The 18061-nt window shown below is 71.5% G+C and carries 20 protein-coding genes; 13 read left to right on the top strand and 7 right to left on the bottom strand.

From position 1 onward, the window contains the following. Positions 1 to 29: 29 nt before the first annotated feature. From ACIBVL_RS20660 to ACIBVL_RS20670, 3 genes are all read left to right on the top strand, one after another. A complete protein-coding gene (locus tag ACIBVL_RS20660; RefSeq protein ID WP_399098873.1) occupies positions 30 to 776 on the top strand; it encodes an SDR family NAD(P)-dependent oxidoreductase in 747 nt (248 codons plus the stop codon). Continuing rightward, positions 773 to 1843 (top strand): threonine aldolase family protein, encoded by a 1071-nt coding sequence (locus ACIBVL_RS20665; protein WP_399098658.1) that lies wholly within the window; start codon positions 773 to 775, stop codon positions 1841 to 1843. The genes ACIBVL_RS20660 and ACIBVL_RS20665 overlap by 4 nt, the downstream gene beginning before the upstream one ends. Positions 1844 to 1926: 83 nt before the next feature. Then, a complete protein-coding gene (locus ACIBVL_RS20670; RefSeq protein ID WP_399098659.1) occupies positions 1927 to 2502 on the top strand; it encodes a transglutaminase family protein in 576 nt (191 codons plus the stop codon). An 18-nt stretch (positions 2503 to 2520) separates the two neighbouring features. Here ACIBVL_RS20670 and ACIBVL_RS20675 read toward each other — a convergent pair whose 3' ends face one another. Then, positions 2521 to 3249 carry a lysophospholipid acyltransferase family protein gene (locus ACIBVL_RS20675; protein WP_399098660.1) on the bottom strand — a complete coding sequence of 243 codons (729 nt, stop codon included), beginning with the start codon at positions 3247 to 3249 and terminating at the stop codon, positions 2521 to 2523. Positions 3250 to 3435: 186 nt separating this feature from the next. Then, positions 3436 to 3852: a DUF4395 domain-containing protein gene (locus ACIBVL_RS20680; RefSeq protein ID WP_399098661.1), complete on the bottom strand. Its 417-nt coding sequence runs from the start codon at positions 3850 to 3852 to the stop codon at positions 3436 to 3438. A 75-nt stretch (positions 3853 to 3927) separates the two neighbouring features. On the opposite strand from ACIBVL_RS20680, the gene ACIBVL_RS20685 reads away from it, so the two are divergent. The 5 genes from ACIBVL_RS20685 (at position 3928) to ACIBVL_RS20705 (ending at position 7257) form a co-directional block, all read left to right on the top strand. Then, complete coding sequence (locus ACIBVL_RS20685) at positions 3928 to 4341, top strand: TlpA family protein disulfide reductase (RefSeq protein WP_399098662.1); 414 nt, start codon at positions 3928 to 3930, stop codon at positions 4339 to 4341. 82 nt (positions 4342 to 4423) lie between these two features. Then, a complete protein-coding gene (locus tag ACIBVL_RS20690) occupies positions 4424 to 4504 on the top strand; it encodes a putative leader peptide (RefSeq protein WP_399098874.1) in 81 nt (26 codons plus the stop codon). Between the two features lie 47 nt (positions 4505 to 4551). Further along, positions 4552 to 5061 (top strand): flavin reductase family protein, encoded by a 510-nt coding sequence (locus tag ACIBVL_RS20695; RefSeq protein WP_399098875.1) that lies wholly within the window; start codon positions 4552 to 4554, stop codon positions 5059 to 5061. 218 nt (positions 5062 to 5279) lie between these two features. Further along, entirely contained in the window at positions 5280 to 6068 is a 789-nt protein-coding gene (locus tag ACIBVL_RS20700; protein WP_399098663.1) for an electron transfer flavoprotein subunit beta/FixA family protein, read from the top strand. 226 nt (positions 6069 to 6294) lie between these two features. Then, positions 6295 to 7257 carry an electron transfer flavoprotein subunit alpha/FixB family protein gene (locus tag ACIBVL_RS20705; RefSeq protein ID WP_399098664.1) on the top strand — a complete coding sequence of 321 codons (963 nt, stop codon included), beginning with the start codon at positions 6295 to 6297 and terminating at the stop codon, positions 7255 to 7257. 60 nt (positions 7258 to 7317) lie between these two features. Here ACIBVL_RS20705 and ACIBVL_RS20710 read toward each other — a convergent pair whose 3' ends face one another. Continuing rightward, positions 7318 to 8226 carry an endonuclease/exonuclease/phosphatase family protein gene (locus ACIBVL_RS20710; RefSeq protein WP_399098665.1) on the bottom strand — a complete coding sequence of 303 codons (909 nt, stop codon included), beginning with the start codon at positions 8224 to 8226 and terminating at the stop codon, positions 7318 to 7320. A 184-nt stretch (positions 8227 to 8410) separates the two neighbouring features. Here ACIBVL_RS20710 and ACIBVL_RS20715 point away from each other — a divergent pair, with 184 nt between their 5' ends. After that, entirely contained in the window at positions 8411 to 9715 is a 1305-nt protein-coding gene (locus tag ACIBVL_RS20715) for a DUF6986 family protein (RefSeq protein WP_399098666.1), read from the top strand. Between the two features lie 9 nt (positions 9716 to 9724). On the opposite strand, the gene ACIBVL_RS20720 is transcribed toward ACIBVL_RS20715, so the two are convergent. From ACIBVL_RS20720 to ACIBVL_RS20730, 3 genes are all read right to left on the bottom strand, one after another. Next, complete coding sequence (locus tag ACIBVL_RS20720) at positions 9725 to 10114, bottom strand: VOC family protein (RefSeq protein WP_399098667.1); 390 nt, start codon at positions 10112 to 10114, stop codon at positions 9725 to 9727. 86 nt (positions 10115 to 10200) lie between these two features. Further along, positions 10201 to 10938, bottom strand: coding sequence for a hypothetical protein (locus tag ACIBVL_RS20725; protein WP_399098668.1), 738 nt, complete (start codon positions 10936 to 10938; stop codon positions 10201 to 10203). 93 nt (positions 10939 to 11031) lie between these two features. Beyond that, entirely contained in the window at positions 11032 to 12069 is a 1038-nt protein-coding gene (locus ACIBVL_RS20730; RefSeq protein ID WP_399098669.1) for a LacI family DNA-binding transcriptional regulator, read from the bottom strand. A 237-nt stretch (positions 12070 to 12306) separates the two neighbouring features. On the opposite strand from ACIBVL_RS20730, the gene ACIBVL_RS20735 reads away from it, so the two are divergent. The 3 genes from ACIBVL_RS20735 (at position 12307) to ACIBVL_RS20745 (ending at position 14757) form a co-directional block, all read left to right on the top strand. After that, positions 12307 to 13251 (top strand): ROK family protein, encoded by a 945-nt coding sequence (locus ACIBVL_RS20735; RefSeq protein WP_399098671.1) that lies wholly within the window; start codon positions 12307 to 12309, stop codon positions 13249 to 13251. 120 nt (positions 13252 to 13371) lie between these two features. Beyond that, positions 13372 to 13566 (top strand): hypothetical protein, encoded by a 195-nt coding sequence (locus ACIBVL_RS20740; protein WP_399098672.1) that lies wholly within the window; start codon positions 13372 to 13374, stop codon positions 13564 to 13566. Between the two features lie 147 nt (positions 13567 to 13713). Next, positions 13714 to 14757 (top strand): NUDIX domain-containing protein, encoded by a 1044-nt coding sequence (locus tag ACIBVL_RS20745; protein ID WP_399098673.1) that lies wholly within the window; start codon positions 13714 to 13716, stop codon positions 14755 to 14757. A 268-nt stretch (positions 14758 to 15025) separates the two neighbouring features. On the opposite strand, the gene ACIBVL_RS20750 is transcribed toward ACIBVL_RS20745, so the two are convergent. Further along, positions 15026 to 16381 carry a dipeptidase gene (locus ACIBVL_RS20750; RefSeq protein WP_399098674.1) on the bottom strand — a complete coding sequence of 452 codons (1356 nt, stop codon included), beginning with the start codon at positions 16379 to 16381 and terminating at the stop codon, positions 15026 to 15028. 202 nt (positions 16382 to 16583) lie between these two features. On the opposite strand from ACIBVL_RS20750, the gene ACIBVL_RS20755 reads away from it, so the two are divergent. Further along, a complete protein-coding gene (locus ACIBVL_RS20755) occupies positions 16584 to 17834 on the top strand; it encodes a geranylgeranyl reductase family protein (RefSeq protein ID WP_399098675.1) in 1251 nt (416 codons plus the stop codon). The last annotated feature ends 227 nt before the right edge of the window (positions 17835 to 18061 follow it).

The raw sequence follows: 18061 nt of genomic DNA on the forward strand, positions 1-18061 counted from the left end.
CCGAGAACACTGCTCAGGAGGCGAAGAACATGGGGAACGGGGCTCTCAGCGGTGCGGTGATCGCGGTGGCCGGCGCGGGCGGACCCGCCGGCCGGGCGGCACTGCTCAAGCTCGCCAAGGAAGGCGCGACCGTCGTCGGCGCGGACAACGACGCCGAGCGTCTGGCGGAGGCCGTCGACCACGCGCGCTACGAGGCCGGCGGCGCCACCGTCACCGGCGACACCGTCGATCTGCTCGACCTGAACCGCACCCACGAGTGGGCCGCCCGTGTCGAGAAGGACTTCGGACGTGTCGACGGCCTGGTCCACCTCGTCGGAGGCTGGCGCGGCAGCGAGACCTTCACCAAGACCAGCCTCGACGACTGGGACCTGCTGGAGCTGCTGCTGGTCAAGACCGTGCAGCACACCTCCCTGGCCTTCCACGAGGCGCTGCAGGCCAGCGACCGCGGCCGGTACGTCCTGATCAGCGCCGCGGGCGCCAGCAACCCCACCGCGGGCAACGCCGCCTACGCCGCCGCCAAGGCCGCCGCCGAGGCCTGGACGCTGGCCCTCGCCGACTACTTCCGCAAGGCCGGGGGCGCCGGGGGGCCGACCTCCGCGGCCGCCATCCTGGTGGTGAAGGCGCTGGTGCACGACGCGATGCGCGCCGAGCGGCCCAACGCGAAGTTCGCGGGCTTCACCGACGTCACAGACCTGGCCGAGGCCATCGCCGGAGTCTGGGAGAAACCCGCCCCCGAAGTGAACGGACAGCGTCTGTGGCTCACCGAGAAGCCGTGAACCCTCCGAAGACCGACGCCCGTCGTCACCACGACCCCGAGGTCCGCGGTTTCGCCAGCGACAACTACGCCGGAGCCCACCCGGAGGTGATGGCCGCCCTGGCCCTGGCCAACGGCGGCCACCAGGTGGCGTACGGCGAGGACGACTACACCGAGAACCTCCAGCGGATCATCCGCAGCCACTTCGGTCCCACGGCGGAGGCGTTCCCGGTCTTCAACGGCACCGGCGCCAACGTCGTCGCGCTCCAGGCGGTCACCGACCGCTGGGGCGCGGTGATCTGTGCCGAGAGCGCGCACATCAACGTGGACGAGGGCGGCGCGCCCGAGCGCATGGGCGGCCTGAAGCTGCTCACCGTGCCCACCCCGGACGGCAAGCTCACTCCTGAGCTGATCGACAAGCAGGCCTGGGGCTGGGAGGACGAGCACCGCGCGATGCCTCAGGTCGTCTCGATCACCCAGAGCACGGAGCTCGGCACCCTCTACACCCCGGACGAGATCCGCGCGATCTGCGACCACGCCCACGCGCACGGCATGAAGGTGCACCTGGACGGCTCCCGCATAGCCAACGCGGCCGCCTCGCTGAACGTCCCGATGCGCACGTTCACCAACGCGGTCGGCGTCGACATCCTCTCCCTGGGCGGGACGAAGAACGGCGCGCTGTTCGGCGAGGCGGTCGTCGTCATCGACCAGGACGGCGTCCGCCGGATGAAGCACCTGCGCAAGCTGTCCATGCAGCTCGCCTCCAAGATGCGCTTCGTCTCGGTGCAGTTGGAGGCGCTGCTCGCCAAGGACCTCTGGCTGCGCAACGCCCGTCACTCCAACGAGATGGCCCAGCGGCTGGCGGAGGGCGTGCGCGCGGTACACGGCGTGGAGATCCTCCACCCGGTCCAGGCCAACGGGGTCTTCGCCAAGCTGCCGCACGAGGTGAGTGTGCGGCTGCAGAAGCGGTTCCGGTTCTACTTCTGGGACGAGGCGGCGGGGGTCGTCCGCTGGATGTGCGCGTTCGACACCACCGAGGAGGACGTGGACGCGTTCGTCGCGGCGGTCAAGGAGGAGATGGCTCGCTGAGCGACACCCGCAGCGATGCATAGGTATGCGGTCATCCGGAAATTCATTGACGCCGGGTGATCGCGTTCCTATGCTCTTCAGCCATGGAGCTGATCCAGGAGAACCCAGACCTGTCCGCCTATCTGGCCGCTGACGAGGTCATCGACCATCACCACCCGCTGGTCCGCGAGACAGCCGCACGCCTCACCAAGGACGCCACCGACTCGTATGACTATGCGCGTCTGGCGTTCGAGTTCGTGCGCGACGCCATTGCCCACTCGCAGGACTCCGGCGACCCGCGCGTCACCTGGCGCGCCTCCGACGTGCTGGAGCAGGGCACGGGTATCTGCTACGCCAAAGCCCATGCGCTCACCGCGCTGCTGCGGGCCGAGGACATCCCGACGGCGCTGTGCTACCAGAGGTTCGACGTGGTGCACGGCCTGGTCGCCGTTCGCTTCAACGGCGCCTGGCACCGCCAGGACCCCCGGGGCAACAAGCCGGGTGTGGACGCGCGGTTCTCCCTGAACGGCGAACAGCTCGCCTTCCTCCCGGACTCGGAGGCGGGCGAGCTGGACTATCCGGTGCTGTACGCGGCACCGCACCCGGCGGTGCTGAACGCGCTCAAGGCCGCGCCGGACCGGCCCGGTCTGTGGGAGACGCTCCCGGTCGCACTGCCGTAGAGCGTCTCCAAGGGGACCTCAGTGGGTCTCGGCCGCCCGTACCTGCTCCGGGGTCGGCGCCGTGCCGCCCAGATGGGCCGGCATCCACCAGGTGTCGTTGGCGTCCTTCGGGCGGACCGGATAGGCGCGCTGGGCCGCCTCCAGGAGCTCCTGGACGCGCTCGCGCACCTGTCGGGTGATGGCGCCCGCGTACTTGTCCTTCGACGCCTCGATGGCCTCGCCGACCCGGATGGTGATCGGGGTGTGGCTGCGCTTGAAGTTGCGTGGGTGGCCCTTGGTCCACAGCCGCTGCGTCCCCCACACGGCCATCGGGATCAGCGGCACGCCCGCCTCCTGGGCCATCCGCGCCGCACCCGACTTGAAGCTCTTCAGGGTGAACGACTGCGAGATGGTCGCCTCCGGGAAGACCCCGACGATCTCACCCGAGCGCAGTGAGTCCAACGCGTGCTGATAGGCGGCGTCGCCCTGGTTGCGGTCCACCGGGATGTGCTTCATTCCGCGCATCAGCGGCCCCGAGATCCTGTGGCGGAAGACGGACTCCTTCGCCATGAACCGAACGAGACGTTTCTGCGGGAGAGCGGCCAGGCCGTTGAAGATGAAGTCGAGGTAGCTGATGTGATTGCTCACCAGCACGGCACCGCCCGAGCGCGGGATGTTCTCCGAGCCCTTGCAGTCGATCTTGAGGTCCCAGGCCTTGAACAGCGTCTGGGCGAGGCCGACAACGGGACGGTAGACAAGCTCTGCCATGGGCGGCGCGTACCCTTCCTTCCGCCCGGGCGGGGATTCCCCTCGGGCAAAGTTACGCTGCCGTAGGTTTACGGCATCTCGCAGATCGTGCCCGAAGAACGGCCGGGGGGCCAGTCCTCGTGCCCCATGGCGACGAGATCCTCGTCACTCGGTCCCTGTGATCCACCTCGGGCTTTTACGGCAGGTTTACTCAGCTCGTACCGCCATCCGCCGTACGAGCAGGTACAACTCGCACCCCAGGCAGTACCCGAAAGCGGCATTGAGGAACGCGGCCGCGAGCGCCGCACCGGTCGCAGCGAGCCCCAGCCAGTCGAGACCCAGGGCGAAGCCCACCAGGCCCAGAGCCGCGAAGGCGAGCCCCACGGCCTGCGCGAACCGCGGCGGTTCGGGCGACTCGAACTCCGTCGGCGGCCCGATCCGCGGCCGTACCACCCGACGGAACACCCAGCCGTACGGCGAGCGTCCGACCCCGCCCGCCGCGCCCAGCGCGAACGCCAGCGTCTGCCAGGCCAGCAGCCAGGGGCTGCCCGCGACCAGAACGACCGCCAGCACCACGGTCGTGACAATGGCCCCGAAGCGCGGGCCCCTCACATCGATGTCCATGAATCAAGCATTCCGCAGTGGAAACGATTCCTGGGGTCGGGAATCTTTGCAGTCTCGTGAACGCTGGAGCCGTCGATGACCGGACTGGTGGTGTGCGTGGCGGTGCTCGCCGCGGCGAGCGCCTACGGAGTGCTGCAGCGGCGGCGGAGCGGGAGGGTACGCGTGCGCGTGCGCGACGACGGAAAGCGGCTCGGTGCCGACCGGCTGGGCGGCGAACTCGGGGAGCGGGCCACGCTCGTCCAGTTCTCCAGCGCTTTCTGCGCGCCCTGTCGGGCCACCCGCCGGGTCCTCGGCGAAGTGGCGGACCTGGTGCCCGGCGTCGCGCACATCGAGATCGACGCCGAGGAGCACCTGGAGCTCGTGCGCGAGCTCGACATCCTCAGGACCCCGACCGTTCTGGTCCTCGACGCGGGCGGCCGGGTCGTACGGCGCGCCACCGGCCAGCCCCGGAAGGCCGATGTCATCGCGGCGCTGGGGGAGGCGGTGTGACGGGCGGTCGTCCGCGGTGCGGCGCCTCCCGGATGCCGGGGCGTACTTGACTGTGCGCACCACCTGTCGTCAGCCTGACCGCATGCCCGAAGAACTCCTTCTCCACGGACGGGTCCACGTCGACCTGGCCCGTACCGCGAGCGCGTGCTGTCCGGGCCGTTGAGCACCCACGGACCCTCCCGCCGCTCCCTCCAGAAGGACGACAGCTCCATGACGGCCTCGCCCGACCTCGGCACCGCTCAGCTCGCCTCCCCCGATCTCCTGCGTTCCGTCTTCCGGCGACACGCCGCCGGAGTCGCCGTGATCACCGCCTCCGGTGAGTCCGGCCCGGTCGGCTTCACCGCCACCTCCCTCGCCTCCGTCTCCGCGGAGCCCCCACTGCTCTCCTTCGGCATCGGTACGGGAGCCTCCAGCTGGCCCGCGATATCCGGGGCCGAGCACGTGGGCGTGCATCTGCTCGGCGAGCACCAGCAGGAGCTGGCCGGGACCTTCGCCCGCAGTGGCGCCGACCGCTTCGGCGCGCCCACCGCCTGGCGCGAGGGCCCCCAGGGCGTACCGGTCCTCCACGACGTGCTCGCCTGGCTGGTGTGCCGGGTCGTCGCGCGTGTGCCCGCCGGGGATCACCGCATCGTGCTGGCCGAGGTCGTTCTGGGCGACCCCGCGGGCGCGGGCCGGCCGCTGCTCTACCACCAGGGCAGGTTCAACGCGCTGCGGGATTGATCACTGCCCGGCTCTCCTGCGAAGTCGTCGGGTTCCGGTTACGCTGCGTTGCAGACGTCACAGTTCAAAGCGCTTGCTTAGTGGGCAGGAACTGGGTGTACTGACGAGTAATATTTCGTTCGGAGCGCGGGCCGCCCCGATCGGGATCGGCCGCTTGTGGCGCCTATGCTGCCTGAAAGAAGGCAGCCGAGAACCGACGATGCAGTAGGAGAGCCGGCGTGAGCTTGAGGATCGTTGTCACTGTGAAGTACGTGCCCGACGCCACTGGCGACCGGCACTTCGCCGATGACCTGACCGTCGACCGGGACGACGTGGACGGTCTGCTCTCCGAACTGGACGAGTACGCGGTCGAACAGGCGCTGCAGATCTCCGAGAACTCCGACGACGACGTGGAGATCACCGTCCTCACGGTGGGCCCCGAGGACGCCAAGGACGCCCTGCGCAAGGCCCTCTCGATGGGCGCCGACAAGGCGATCCACGTCGAGGACGACGACCTGCACGGCACCGACGCCATCGGCACCTCCCTGGTGCTCGCCAAGGCCGTCGAGAAGGCCGGCTACGACCTGGTGATCTCCGGCATGGCCTCCACCGACGGCACGATGGGCGTCCTCCCGGCCCTGGTCGCCGAGCGCCTGGGCGTCCCGCAGGTCACGCTGCTGTCCGAGCTCTCCGTCGAGGACGGCACCGTCAAGGGCCGCCGCGACGGTGACGCCGCCTCCGAGCAGCTCGAGGCCTCCCTGCCGGCGGTCGTGTCGGTCACCGACCAGTCGGGCGAGGCCCGTTACCCGTCCTTCAAGGGCATCATGGCGGCCAAGAAGAAGCCGGTCGAGTCCTGGGACCTGTCCGACCTCGACATCGAGGCGGAGGAGGTCGGCCTGGAGGGCGCCTGGACCAAGGTCGAGACCGCGGCCGAGCGTCCCGCCCGCACCGCCGGCACGATCGTCAAGGACGAGGGCGAGGGCGGCAAGCAGCTCGCCGAGTACCTCGCGAGCCAGAAGTTCATCTAAGGGTGGGTGGCGCGGGGCCGGTTGCAACGCGACCCGCGCCCCTCGGAGTGCTCCTCCTCGCAGGAGAGCAATCCCGTGACTCCGCCCCAAAGGGGCTTCTCACTCGACTGTCGAGACAGCCTCATGACGGACAAGCCCTGTCCGGTGCCTGAAGGCACGGACGTGAGCGTAGCAGTCAACAAATCTTGCCCCGGCTGAAGTTCGGGGTATTCGCCCAGGAGTAGTAATGGCTGAAGTCCTCGTCTACGTCGACCACGTGGACGGTGCCGTCCGCAAGCCGACCCTCGAACTGCTGACCCTGGCCCGCCGCATCGGCGAGCCGGTCGCCGTCGCGCTGGGTGCCGGTGCCGAGAACACCGCCGCCGCGCTGGCCGAGCACGGCGCCGTCAAGGTCCTCACCCACGACGCGTCCGAGTACGCCGACTACCTCGTCGTACCGAAGGTCGACGCGCTGCAGGCCGCAGTCTCCGCCGTCTCCCCGGCCGCCGTCCTGGTCCCGTCCTCCGCCGAGGGCAAGGAGATCGCCGCGCGTCTGGCGCTGCGCATCGGCTCCGGCATCATCACCGACGCCGTCGACCTCGAGGCCGGCGACGAGGGTCCGGTGGCCACCCAGTCGGTGTTCGCCGCGTCCTTCACCACCAAGTCCCGTGTCGTCAAGGGCACCCCGGTCATCACCGTCAAGCCGAACTCGGCCGCGGTGGAGGCCGCCCCGGCCGCCGGCGCGGTCGAGGCGCTGTCCGTGTCCTTCTCCGAGCAGGCGACCGGCACCAAGGTCACCGGCCGCACGGCCCGTGAGTCGACCGGGCGTCCGGAGCTGACCGAGGCCGCGATCGTGGTCTCCGGCGGCCGTGGCGTCAACGGCGCGGAGAACTTCTCGATCATCGAGGCCCTCGCCGACTCCCTCGGCGCGGCCGTGGGCGCCTCGCGCGCCGCGGTGGACGCGGGCTGGTACCCGCACACCAACCAGGTCGGCCAGACCGGCAAGTCCGTCTCGCCGCAGCTGTACATCGCCAACGGCATCTCCGGCGCCATCCAGCACCGCGCCGGCATGCAGACCTCGAAGACCATCGTGGCCGTCAACAAGGACGCCGAGGCCCCGATCTTCGACCTGGTCGACTACGGCGTGGTGGGCGACCTGTTCGACGTCGTCCCGCAGCTCACCGAGGAGATCAACACCCGCAAGGGCTGATCACCCGATCGGATGTACGGGGCCCCCGTGACCGCACCGGTCACGGGGGCCCCGGCGTGTTCATCCCAGGCTCACCGACGCCGCCACCGGCAGATGGTCGCTCGGATACTGGCCGTTCGCGGAGTACGTGTCGACCCACGCCCGCCGGACCGTGACGCCCGGCGTGGCCAGGATCCAGTCGATGCGGTCGCCGTCCGGCGTCAGCGCCTTGTACCCGTGGAACGTCCCGTACGCCGGTCCGCGCCGCCGTGCCGTGTCCCAGGCATCGACGAGACCGGCGTCCAGCAGGGTGTCGTAGGCCGCGGAGGCGTGTGCGACGGCGTTGAAGTCGCCGGTCAGCAGCACCGGCCGGGAGGGGCCGAGGGCCCGGATCCGCTCGGCGATCAGGGCGGCGGCACGCGCGCGTGCGTATGCGCTCCGGTGGTCGAGGTGGGTGTTGAGGACGTGGAACTCCCGGCCCGAGTCGAGCCGGTCGCGGAAACGGACCCGGGTCACCAGCCGGGGATAGGCCGCGCCCCAGGTGTTGGAGCCGGGCACGGTGGGCGTGTCGGACAGCCGGAAGACGTCGTGCTCGAGGGGGGCGAGCCGGCGGACGTCGTAGAAGACGGCTGTCGATTCCTCGTTGCCACTGCCGGGCGTGCCGATCCAGTCGTAGTGCGGACCCAGGTCGGCCCCGACGTTCAGCAGCTGGGAGAACTGGCCCTCCTGAGTGCCGATGACGTGCGGGGCCGCCCGCTGTAAGAGCGTGCGCATGACCGGACGGCGGAGTGTCCAGGGGTCCGAGGCGGCGGGCACGCGGAGGTTGAACGACATGACCTCCAGCGGTGGAACCCGGTCCGGCTCGCGCGGCGCCGGGTCCTCGTGCCGGGCCGCGGAGGCTCCCACCGTGCCGAGCAGGGGCACGGCGACGACGGCGGCCACCATCGTCCTCAGCCCCGCCCGCCGGGTCGGCCCCTCGTTGCCCGTCATGTGTCCCCTCTCGCCTCGTGAGCCAGGATGAAGGTGTGCGGCTCTGTGCGGAAGAGGGAGAAGGTGCGGAAGTGATCACACGGGACCACCGGGTGGACAGGGTGTTGACCCGCCGGAAGGTCCACAGCTAGCTTCATTCTACGGATTGTTGATTCCGCACAACGGAAAGCAGGAGGGTGTGGGAATGGGGCAGGGGCAGCAGGAGACGGTGACGACGAGCCTCGCGGGTGCCGTCAGCGAGGAGATCAGCGCCTCCCTCACCCCCGTCGACGCCGAACTCGACCGCTGCTACCCCGGAGACCCCGGCACCCGCCAGCCCGTCCACACCGTCTACGTCCCCGCCGACGCGTTCGCCGCCGACACCCTCCGCTCCTGGGGCGAGAGGGCCCTCGCCGCGCTCGACGAGCACGCCCCGGACGCCGCCTCCTTCGCCGACTGCCTCGGCCTGTCCGGCGAACTCGCCGGACCCGTGTACGCGCGTGTGCGGGCCAAACTGGAGCGCGAGCCCATCGAGGATCTGCGGGTCGACTTCGAGGACGGCTACGGCCTCCGTCCCGACGCCGAGGAGGACGAGGCGGCCGCTCGGACGGCACGGCTCGTCGCCGAGGCCCACGCCAAGGGCACGGCGGCCCCGTACATGGGCATCCGCATGAAGTGCATGGAGGCCGCCGTACGCGACCGGGGGATCCGCACCCTCGACATCTTCCTCACCGGCCTGATGGGTGCCGGGGGTCTGCCCGAGGGCCTGGTGCTGACATTGCCGAAGGTGACGTATCCCGAGCAGGTCACCGCCATGGTGCGGCTCCTGGAGGCCTTCGAGAAGGCGCACGGGCTCGCACCCGGCCGGCTAGGCTTCGAGATCCAGATCGAGACCAGCCAGGCCATCCTCGCCACCGACGGCACCGCCACGGTCGCCCGTATGATCCAGGCCGCCGAGGGCCGCGCCACGGGCCTGCACTACGGCACCTTCGACTACAGCGCCTGCCTCGGCGTCTCCGCCGCCTACCAGGCCTCCGACCATCCCGCCGCCGATCACGCCAAGGCGGTCATGCAGGTCGCCGCCGCCGGCACCGGCGTCCGCGTCTCCGACGGCTCCACCAACGTCCTGCCCGTCGGCCCCACCGAGAAGGTCCACGACGCCTGGCGCCTGCACTACAGCCTCACCCGCCGCGCCCTCTCCCGGGCCTACTACCAGGGCTGGGACATGCACCCCGCCCACATCCCCACCCGCTACGCGGCCGTCTTCGCCTTCTATCGCGAGGGGTTCGCCCAGGCCGCCGGGCGACTGTCCCGGTATGCCAACCGGGCCGGGGGAGACGTGATGGACGAACCGGCCACCGCCAAGGCCCTCAGCGGCCATCTGCTGCGCGGCCTGGACTGCGGCGCCCTCGACCTCGCCGAGGTGACCGCGGCGACCGGGCTGCCCCGGGCGGCACTGGAGGGCTTCGCGGCACCTCGGCGAGGGGATCTGACGGCTTCGGCGCCCTAGCCGCCTGGGCTACTGCTCGGGGAACTCGTACGGGCGCGTGATGATCTCCATCCCGTGCCCGGCCGGATCCATGAAGTACAGGCCCCGGCCGCCGTGGTGGTGGTTGATCTCACCGGGGTGCTTGCCGTGGGGATCCGCGAAGTACGTGATCCCGGCTCGCTCGATCCGGTCGAACGCGGCGTCGAACTCCTCTTCGGAGACGAGGAACGCGTAATGCTGCATGACGATCGACTCCGCCGGGATGGCGGCGAAGTCCAGAGTGACCCCGTTGCTCGTGCTCACCGGGACGAACGGGCCCCACTCGGCCCCGACTTCGAGCCCGAGGACGTGTGCGAGGAATTCGGCGGACTCCCGGTTGTCCCGGGAGTGGACGATGGTGTGGTTCAGCTCGACTGACATGTGTGGAATGCCTCCGCAAGGCAAACTCACGGGCACCTCCATGCCTCACCCGGCCGGTGACCGACACGCGATGCCGTGCCTTGATCCTAACCGAGGCGCAGGTGCTCCAGCCCGGAATGCGTCACGAGATTCTCCTTCGCGAACAGCCGGGTGCCCCGTTCGCACAGCAGCGCGTCGGCCCGGGCGCGGGTGACGAACTCCTCCGGGGTGGTTCCGAACATCTCCCTCAACGCCGTTGATCTGAGCAGGAGTTCAGTGATCAGCGCGTGCTGGCCGGGGTGGCGGCGCGGGGTGTCGGTGCCATTGCGCAGGACACCGTGCCGATTCACGTACGAGAACACTTCGGGGAGCGTCTCGCCGTTCTCCGCCTCGACATGGAACCGCGGCGCGGGCAGGACGACACGGTCGTAGTTCGGCTCGGTCGCGTCCACGGCGGCGAGTTGCTCGGCGTCCAGCCAGATGACGAACAACCGACGCGTCGCACCGGGGGAGTCGACGGGGGAGGCGGAGACGTATCCCAGGCGGCTCACATGCGCGGAGACGCCGATACCGATGCCCGTCACCCGGGTTCGCACCATCGGAATGGGCGAGGTGATCCCCAACGCGGCCATCTTGTGCCGCAGTTGCCCCGGGGAGGCGTTGGAGCCGACGGCCAGGACGGGGGTGCGGCCGGGATGCGTGAGGCGCTCCAGCGGCAGCAGCAGATCGCCGGCGAGCAGGCCCGACTCCGTCGGCCACTTGCCCGGGTAGGCGAGCGGGTGGTCGCGTGGCGCATGAGCCAGACCCAGCGCCTCCAGCGTGCGGTGCTCGTGTCGTTCGTCCATCTCCGTCCAGTCTGCCTCAGCCGGCGGACGCCCGGCGCGGTCTGCGGTCCCACGGCGGGCGGACCCGCGGCGGTCCGCCGGACCGGCCCCGCCTCAGTCCGCCGGCGGCAGCTCGCCCGAGCCGCGGGTGATGAGCCGGGTCGGGAGCTCGATGCGTTCGGGGACGATCAGGGTGCCCTCCAGCTGCCGGAACAGGCGCTCGGCGGCGGTGCGGCCGAGCGCCGCCGCGTCCTGGGCGACCACGGTCACACCCGGCTGCAGGAGATCGGCCAGTTCCAGGTCGTCGAAGGCCACCAGGGCGACCCCGTGGGAGCGCTCCGCGAGGACCCGGATCACGGTGACCGTCACCCGGTTGTTGCCCGAGAAGATCGCCGTGACCGGCTCGGGACCGGACAGCAGCTCCTCGGCGGCCCGCCGCACCCGGTCCGGATCGGTGCTGCCCAGCGACATCCAGGCGTCCTCGACCACTATCCCGGCGTCCTCCATCGCCGCCCGATAGCCGCGCAGCCGTTCCACCGCCGTGTGGATGCGCGGCATGTCGCCGATGAAGCCGATCCGGCGGTGCCCCTGCGCGATCAGATGGGCCACCCCCTCACGGGCCCCGCCGAAGTTGTCCGACAGCACGCAGTCCGCGTCGATGCGCCCGGCCGGCCGGTCCACGAAGACCGTCGCCACGCCCGCCTTGATCTCGGGCTCCAGGTACCGGTGGTCGTCTCCGGCCGGGATGATCACCAGACCGTCCACCCTGCGGGCGCACAGCGCCAGCGCCAGCTCCTGCTCACGGTCCGGGTCCTCGGCGCTGGAGCCGTTGATGAGCAGTGCGCCGTGGGCGCGGGCCACCTCCTCCACCGCGCGGCTGAGCGGGCCGTAGAACGGGTCCGCGAGGTCCTCGAGGACCAGGCCGATGCTCGCGGTGCGGCCCTTGCGCAGCACCCGCGCGCTGTCGTTGCGCCGGAAGCCGAGCGCGTCGATGGCCTCCTGGACCCGGCGCTCGGTCTCGGGAGTGACCCCGGGCTCGCCGTTCACCACGCGCGAGACGGTCTTGAGTCCCACCCCGGCGCGTGCCGCGACGTCCTTCATGGTGGGACGGTTGCCGTAACGGCTCTCGGGGCGGCGCTGCGTCTCGGGCACGATGCGGTGTCCTGTTCCTGTCGTCCGCGGGACGTGTCTCCAGGCCGCCGTGCACGAAATGTTGCCGACGGGGTGGCTGGGTCCCTGGGTTTGTATGAGGATGTGGCGTCGAGCATAGAACCTGGACAACGTTGTCAGATCCGCGAGAGACTGTCCAACGACAAACTCCGGCCCACGTCCCCCACCACAGGCCGGCCGGGCCCTTTTCCAAGGCTGACGGGGAGAACCGAGACTTTGATGCAGACCGACCTCGTGGCCGCGCTCGACATAGGCGGCACCAAGATCGCCGGAGCCCTGGTGGACGGCGACGGCTCGATCCTGGTTCGCGCCCAGCGGCCCACGCCCGCACGGGAGGGCGGCGACACGGTGATGGCGGCCGTCGATGAGGTGCTGAAGGAACTGACCGCCTCGCCGCTGTGGCCGCGCGCCTACGCCGTCGGCATCGGCAGCGCCGGGCCCGTGGACGCCTCCGCCGGCACGGTCAGTCCGGTGAACGTGCCCGGCTGGCGGGACTACCCGCTCGTCGACCGCGTGCGGTCCGTGACCGGCGCCCTGCCGGTCGAGCTGATCGGCGACGGCGTGGCGATCACGGCGGCCGAGCACTGGCAGGGCGCGGCCCGCGGGCATGACAACGCCCTGTGCATGGTGGTCTCCACGGGCGTGGGCGGGGGCCTCGTCCTCGGCGGACGACTGCACCCCGGCCCCACCGGCAACGCCGGTCACATCGGTCACATCAGCGTCGATCTCGACGGCGATCCCTGCCCGTGCGGGGCGCGCGGCTGTGTGGAGCGCATCGCGAGCGGCCCCAACATCTCCCGCCGTGCCCTGGAGAACGGCTGGCGGCCCGGCCCCGACGGCGACACCTCCGCTGCCGCGGTGGCTGCCGCCGCCCGCGCGGGGGACCCGGTGGCCGTGGCCTCCTTCGAGCGGGCCGCCCAGGCCCTCGCCGCCGGCATCGCGGCCACCGCGACCCTCGTGGAGATCGACATCGCGGTGATCGGCGGAGGCGTGGGCAAGGCGGGCGAGATCCTCTTCGCGCCCCTGCGCCGATCCCTCGGCGACTACGCGACCCTGTCGTTCGTCCGGCGTCTGACGGTGGTGCCGGCGCAGATGGGGACGGACGCGGGGCTGGTGGGCGCGGCCGCGGCGGCGCTGGCGGGGAGCGCGGCGGCCCGGGTGTGAGGGGTTCTGGAGGGCTCATGAGTCGAGCGGGTCCTGCAGGAACGTTCAGGCGGGTCGGTCGGCGGGGCTGATCCCCGCCGGGGGGCGTGACCTCGACCCGCCGTCGCCGTTGGAGTGGGCATGAAGAAGCGCAGCATGCTCGCCATCGCCTCCCTCGCCACCGGCTTCGTCGTCGCGGCGATCACCCCTTCCCACGGCCTGGGCGCCGAGGACCTCGACGGCCTGAACGTGGGCGACACCCTCAGCACGCTCGACCACACCATCGCCGAGGACAGCCTGGCCGTCGACGACGACGCCCTGGGCCAGGGCGACTGACGGCGGACGCGGGACGTATCGGGCCGTGGCGCCGCCCCCCCCACCGGGCACCGGCGCCGCGGCCTTCTTGCGCCCTCTTCCCCGAACTGGTTTCCGTGGCAGGGTGGAGCGGGCAAGCCACAGGGGGCCAACAGAAGAGGGGGACATGTGACCGTCGTTTGGATCAACGGCGCGTTCGGTGCGGGCAAGACCACGACCGCACGGGAACTGATCGACCTGATCCCGAACAGCACGCTCTTCGACCCCGAGGTCATCGGCGGAGCGCTCCCGCACCTGCTGCCGCCCAAGCGCCTCGCCGAGGTCGGCGACTTCCAGGACCTGCCGATCTGGCGACGGCTCGTGATCGACACCGCCGCCGCGCTGCTCGGTGAGCTCGGCGGCACCCTCGTCGTCCCCATGACCCTGCTCCGCCAGGAGTACCGCGACGAGATCTTCGGCGGCCTCGCCGCCCGCCGCATACCCGTCCGCCACGTCCTCCTCGCTCCGGCGGAAACGATCCTGCGCGGGCGGATAGCCGGCCGGGAGGTGCCGCCAGACCTCCCCGACGGCGACATACGCGTCCGGCAGTGGTCCTACGAGCACATCGAGCCCTACCGCGCGGCCCTGGCCTCCTGGCTCGCCGCCGACGCCCACCTCGTCGACACCAGCCACCTCAATCCGTACGAGACCGCCGTCCGCATCGCCGAGGCGGTCGGCACCGGTGCCGCGCTGGCCTGCGACATCGTGCAGACCCCCGAGCCCACCGGCGAGACGCTCGCCGCCGGGGTGCTGCTCTTCGACGACCAGGACCGCGTGCTGCTCGTCGACCCCACCTACAAGCCGGGCTGGGAGTTCCCCGGCGGAGTGGTGGAACCCGGCGAGGCGCCCGCGCGCGCGGGCATGCGCGAGGTCCTGGAGGAGACCGGGGTCCGGCTGGACGACGTCCCCCGGCTGCTCGTCGTCGACTGGGAGCGGCCCCTGCCGCCCGGCTACGGCGGACTGCGCCTCCTCTTCGACGGCGGCCGGCTGGACCCGGTGGCCGTCGAGGGCCTGCTGCTGCCCGGGCCCGAGCTGCGCGGCTGGCGTTTCGTCACGGAGGAGGAGGCGGCGGACCTCCTGCCGCCGGTCCGCTACGAGCGGCTGCGCTGGGCGCTGCGGGCACGGGAGCGCGGCGCCGCCCTGTACCTGGAGGCCGGGATCCCGGTCGGCTGAGCGCCCGGCGCACCTCCTGAGCCGAAATCGGGGTCGAGGGGTTCTGTTCCGCCAGCCGACGCTCGACTCCTGCCCCAAGACGGCGACCGGCGCGTGACGGCGCACCGGCGAGGCCGCCCCTGGGGAACCCGTCCCCACCGCAGCCCCTCGGCGCAGGCGTGCCCGAAGGACTCAGGCTCCTCACCGACACACCGCACAGGTCGGTGACCGCCGTCCCCGGCGCCCGGCGCCGGATCTGTCCGCCGCTTCCGCAGTACCGCCGAGGGGCTCAGCTCGCCGCGTAGTTGCGCAGGAACAGGGCCTCGGCCACCGAGAGGCGCTCCAGTTCCTCCGGGGACACGCTCTCGTCGACCGCGTGGATCTGCGCCTCCGGCTCGCTCAGGCCGATGAGGAGGATCTCCGCGTTCGGGTAGAGGGCCGCGAGGGTGTTGCACAGCGGGATGGAGCCGCCCTGGCCGGCGTACTGCATCTCCTGGTCCGGATAGGCCACCGCCATCGCCCGGGCCATCGCCGCGTACGCCGGGCTGGTGGTGTCGGCGCTGAACGGCTGGCCCTGGCCGATCTGCTCCGTGCTCACCCGCGCACCCCACGGGGTGTGCGCCTCCAGGTGGGCCTGGAGCAGCTTGGCCGCCTCGGCCGCGTCCACCCCCGGCGGCACTCGCAGGCTGATCAGCGCGCGGGCGCTCGCCTGCACGGACGGGGTGGCACCGACGACCGGCGGGCAGTCGATGCCGAGGACGGTGACGGACGGGCGGGCCCAGATGCGGTCGGCGACCGTGCCCGAGCCGATCAGCTCGACGCCGTCGAGGACCTTGGCGTCCCGGCGGAACTGCTCCTCCCCGTACTGCAGGCCCTCCCAGCGGGCGTCGTCGGTCAGCCCGTCGACGGTGGTGGAGCCGTCCTCGGCGCGCAGCGAGTCCAGTACGCGGATCAGCGCGCCCAGCGCGTCGGGGGCGGCCCCGCCGAACTGGCCGGAGTGCAGGTTCCCCTCGAGGGTGTCGATCTTCACCCGCATCATGGTCATGCCGCGCAGGGTGGAGGTGACGGTGGGCAGGCCGACACGGAAGTTGCCCGCGTCGCCGATGACGATGGTGTCGGCGGTGAGCAGCCGCGGGTGCTCCTCGGCGTACCGCTCCAGACCGCCTGTGCCCTGCTCCTCGGAACCCTCGACGATCACTTTCACGTGCACCGGGACCCCGCCGTTCGCCTTGAGGGCGCGCAGCGCGAGCAGGTGCATGATGAGGCCGCCCTTGCAGTCGGCGCTGCCGCGCCCGTACCAGCGGCCGTCGCGCTCGGTCAGTTCGAAGGGCGGGGTGGTCCAGCCGGACTCGTCCAGCGGCGGCTGGACGTCGTAGTGCGCGTAGAGCAGCACGGTCCGGGCACCCTCGGGGCCGGGCAGGTAGCCGTATACCGACTGGGTGCCGTCGGGCGTGTCGAGGAGGGTCACGTCCTGGAAGCCCTCGGCGCGCAGCGCGGCCGTGATCCAGCGTGCGGCGGCCTCGCTCTCGCTCTTCGGGAACTGGTCGAAGTCCGCCACCGACTTGAACGCCACCAGTTCGGCGAGCTCCGTCTTCGCCCTGGGCATCAGCGACGCGACGGTCTCGGCGACCGGATTCGACGACATGGGCACGCTCCTTGTGGGTGCGACGTTGTACAGGGTGACACTGGTCCGTTCGGGGGACCGTGCGAGCGTACGCGCCTGTCGGATGGGGTCGCGCACGCCGCCGATCCTGCCACAGCGGACCGTCATCGGACCGTGACGATCTCCGCCGTAGGATGCGGGGGACAGGTGCGGCAGGCGGCTTGATCGGGAGCAGTAGACCATCGTGAGCAGCGAGAACTCTTCGGCGGACGACGTGCGGCAGGTGTGGGACGTCGTCGTGGTGGGCGCGGGACCGGCGGGGGCTTCCGCCGCCTACGCGGCGGCGGTCACGGGACGGCGCGTGCTGTTGCTGGAGAAGGCGGAGCTGCCCCGCTACAAGACGTGCGGCGGCGGCGTCATCGGCCCTTCCCGGGACGCGCTGCCCCCGGGCTTCGAGCTGGCCTTCCGCGACCGGGTGCACGCGGTGACCTTCTCGAACAACGGGCGCTTCGCCCGCACCCGGCGCTCCCGTCAGATGCTGTTCGGGCTGATCAACCGGCCCGAGTTCGACCAGCAGCTGGTCGAGCACGCCCAGAAGGCGGGCGCCGAACTGCGTACGGGCGTCACCGTCACGCGGGTCGAGCAGCACGGCTCGGCGGTGCCCGACCGGCGCACGGTCGCCGTCGTCCTGCAGGGCGGCGAGACGCTGCTGGCGCGGGCGGTCGTGGGCGCGGACGGCAGCGCCAGCCGGATAGGGGCGCATGTCGGCGTGAAGCTCGACCAGGTGGATCTCGGCCTGGAGGCGGAGATCCCGGTGCCGGAGACGGTCGCCGAGGACTGGAAGGGACGCGTCCTCATCGACTGGGGGCCGATCCCGGGCAGTTACGGCTGGGTGTTCCCCAAGGGGGACACGCTGACGGTCGGCGTGATCTCCGCGCGTGGCGAGGGCGCCGCCACCAAGCGGTATCTGGAGGACTTCGTCGGGCGGCTCGGCCTGGCCGGATTCGAGCCGAGCATCTCCTCCGGCCATCTCACCCGCTGCCGCGCCGACGACTCACCGCTCTCCCGCGGCCGGGTCCTGGTCTGCGGTGACGCGGCAGGTCTGCTGGAACCGTGGACCCGGGAGGGGATCTCCTTCGCGCTGCGCTCGGGCCGGCTCGCGGGCGAGTGGGCGGTGCGCATCGCGGAGGCGCACGACGCGGTGGACACCCGCCGCCAGGCCCTGAACTACGCGTTCGCCGTCAAGGCGGGCCTCGGCGTCGAGATGGCCGTCGGCAAGCGGATGCTCGCCCTCTTCGAGCGCCGCCCGGGCCTCTTCCACGCGGCCCTCACCGGCTTCCGCCCGGCCTGGCGGGCGTTCACCGACATCACGCGCGGCCGGACGAGCCTCGGCGAGCTCGTCCGTACCCATCCGATGGCCCAGCGGGCGCTGTCCATGATGGACCGGCGTCAGGAGGAGGCGGCTGCGCCGGCGGCGGAGGCCGACGAGTCCTGAGCCGCGGATACGGCAGTCGGCCCTCGACCTCGATCCGGGAGACCGGCACCCGCCCCGAACGGCTCCGCCCTCACGGACGCCGGGCGCGCCGCGTACGCGGACGTCCAGGACCGCGCGGCGACCACCCGGGGCACCGTCCTCACGGGCCTCACACCCGTGCGGTACGCCGAGACCGTGTGGGTGCTGTCCGTGACGGCACGGGACGTGGAGGCCGCGCTCGCGGACCG

The organism is Streptomyces sp. NPDC049687, from assembly GCF_044465285.1.
In the GTDB taxonomy this organism is placed as follows: Bacteria; Actinomycetota; Actinomycetes; order Streptomycetales; family Streptomycetaceae; genus Streptomyces.

Bases quoted from the DNA above. Each gene is read 5' to 3' on its own strand.
- ACIBVL_RS20750 (WP_399098674.1), bottom strand. From the start codon at position 16,381: ATGTCGTCGAATCCGGTCGCCGAGACCGTCGCGTCGCTGATGCCCAGG.
- ACIBVL_RS20735 (WP_399098671.1), top strand. From the start codon at position 12,307: ATGCAGACCGACCTCGTGGCCGCGCTCGACATAGGCGGCACCAAGATC.
- ACIBVL_RS20660 (WP_399098873.1), top strand. From the start codon at position 30: ATGGGGAACGGGGCTCTCAGCGGTGCGGTGATCGCGGTGGCCGGCGCG.
- ACIBVL_RS20705 (WP_399098664.1), top strand. From the start codon at position 6,295: ATGGCTGAAGTCCTCGTCTACGTCGACCACGTGGACGGTGCCGTCCGC.
- ACIBVL_RS20670 (WP_399098659.1), top strand. From the start codon at position 1,927: ATGGAGCTGATCCAGGAGAACCCAGACCTGTCCGCCTATCTGGCCGCT.
- ACIBVL_RS20710 (WP_399098665.1), bottom strand. From the start codon at position 8,226: ATGACGGGCAACGAGGGGCCGACCCGGCGGGCGGGGCTGAGGACGATG.
- ACIBVL_RS20725 (WP_399098668.1), bottom strand. From the start codon at position 10,938: ATGGACGAACGACACGAGCACCGCACGCTGGAGGCGCTGGGTCTGGCT.
- ACIBVL_RS20675 (WP_399098660.1), bottom strand. From the start codon at position 3,249: ATGGCAGAGCTTGTCTACCGTCCCGTTGTCGGCCTCGCCCAGACGCTG.
- ACIBVL_RS20740 (WP_399098672.1), top strand. From the start codon at position 13,372: ATGAAGAAGCGCAGCATGCTCGCCATCGCCTCCCTCGCCACCGGCTTC.
- ACIBVL_RS20695 (WP_399098875.1), top strand. From the start codon at position 4,552: ATGACGGCCTCGCCCGACCTCGGCACCGCTCAGCTCGCCTCCCCCGAT.
- ACIBVL_RS20690 (WP_399098874.1), top strand. From the start codon at position 4,424: ATGCCCGAAGAACTCCTTCTCCACGGACGGGTCCACGTCGACCTGGCC.
- ACIBVL_RS20680 (WP_399098661.1), bottom strand. From the start codon at position 3,852: ATGGACATCGATGTGAGGGGCCCGCGCTTCGGGGCCATTGTCACGACC.
- ACIBVL_RS20685 (WP_399098662.1), top strand. From the start codon at position 3,928: ATGACCGGACTGGTGGTGTGCGTGGCGGTGCTCGCCGCGGCGAGCGCC.
- ACIBVL_RS20720 (WP_399098667.1), bottom strand. From the start codon at position 10,114: ATGTCAGTCGAGCTGAACCACACCATCGTCCACTCCCGGGACAACCGG.
- ACIBVL_RS20715 (WP_399098666.1), top strand. From the start codon at position 8,411: ATGGGGCAGGGGCAGCAGGAGACGGTGACGACGAGCCTCGCGGGTGCC.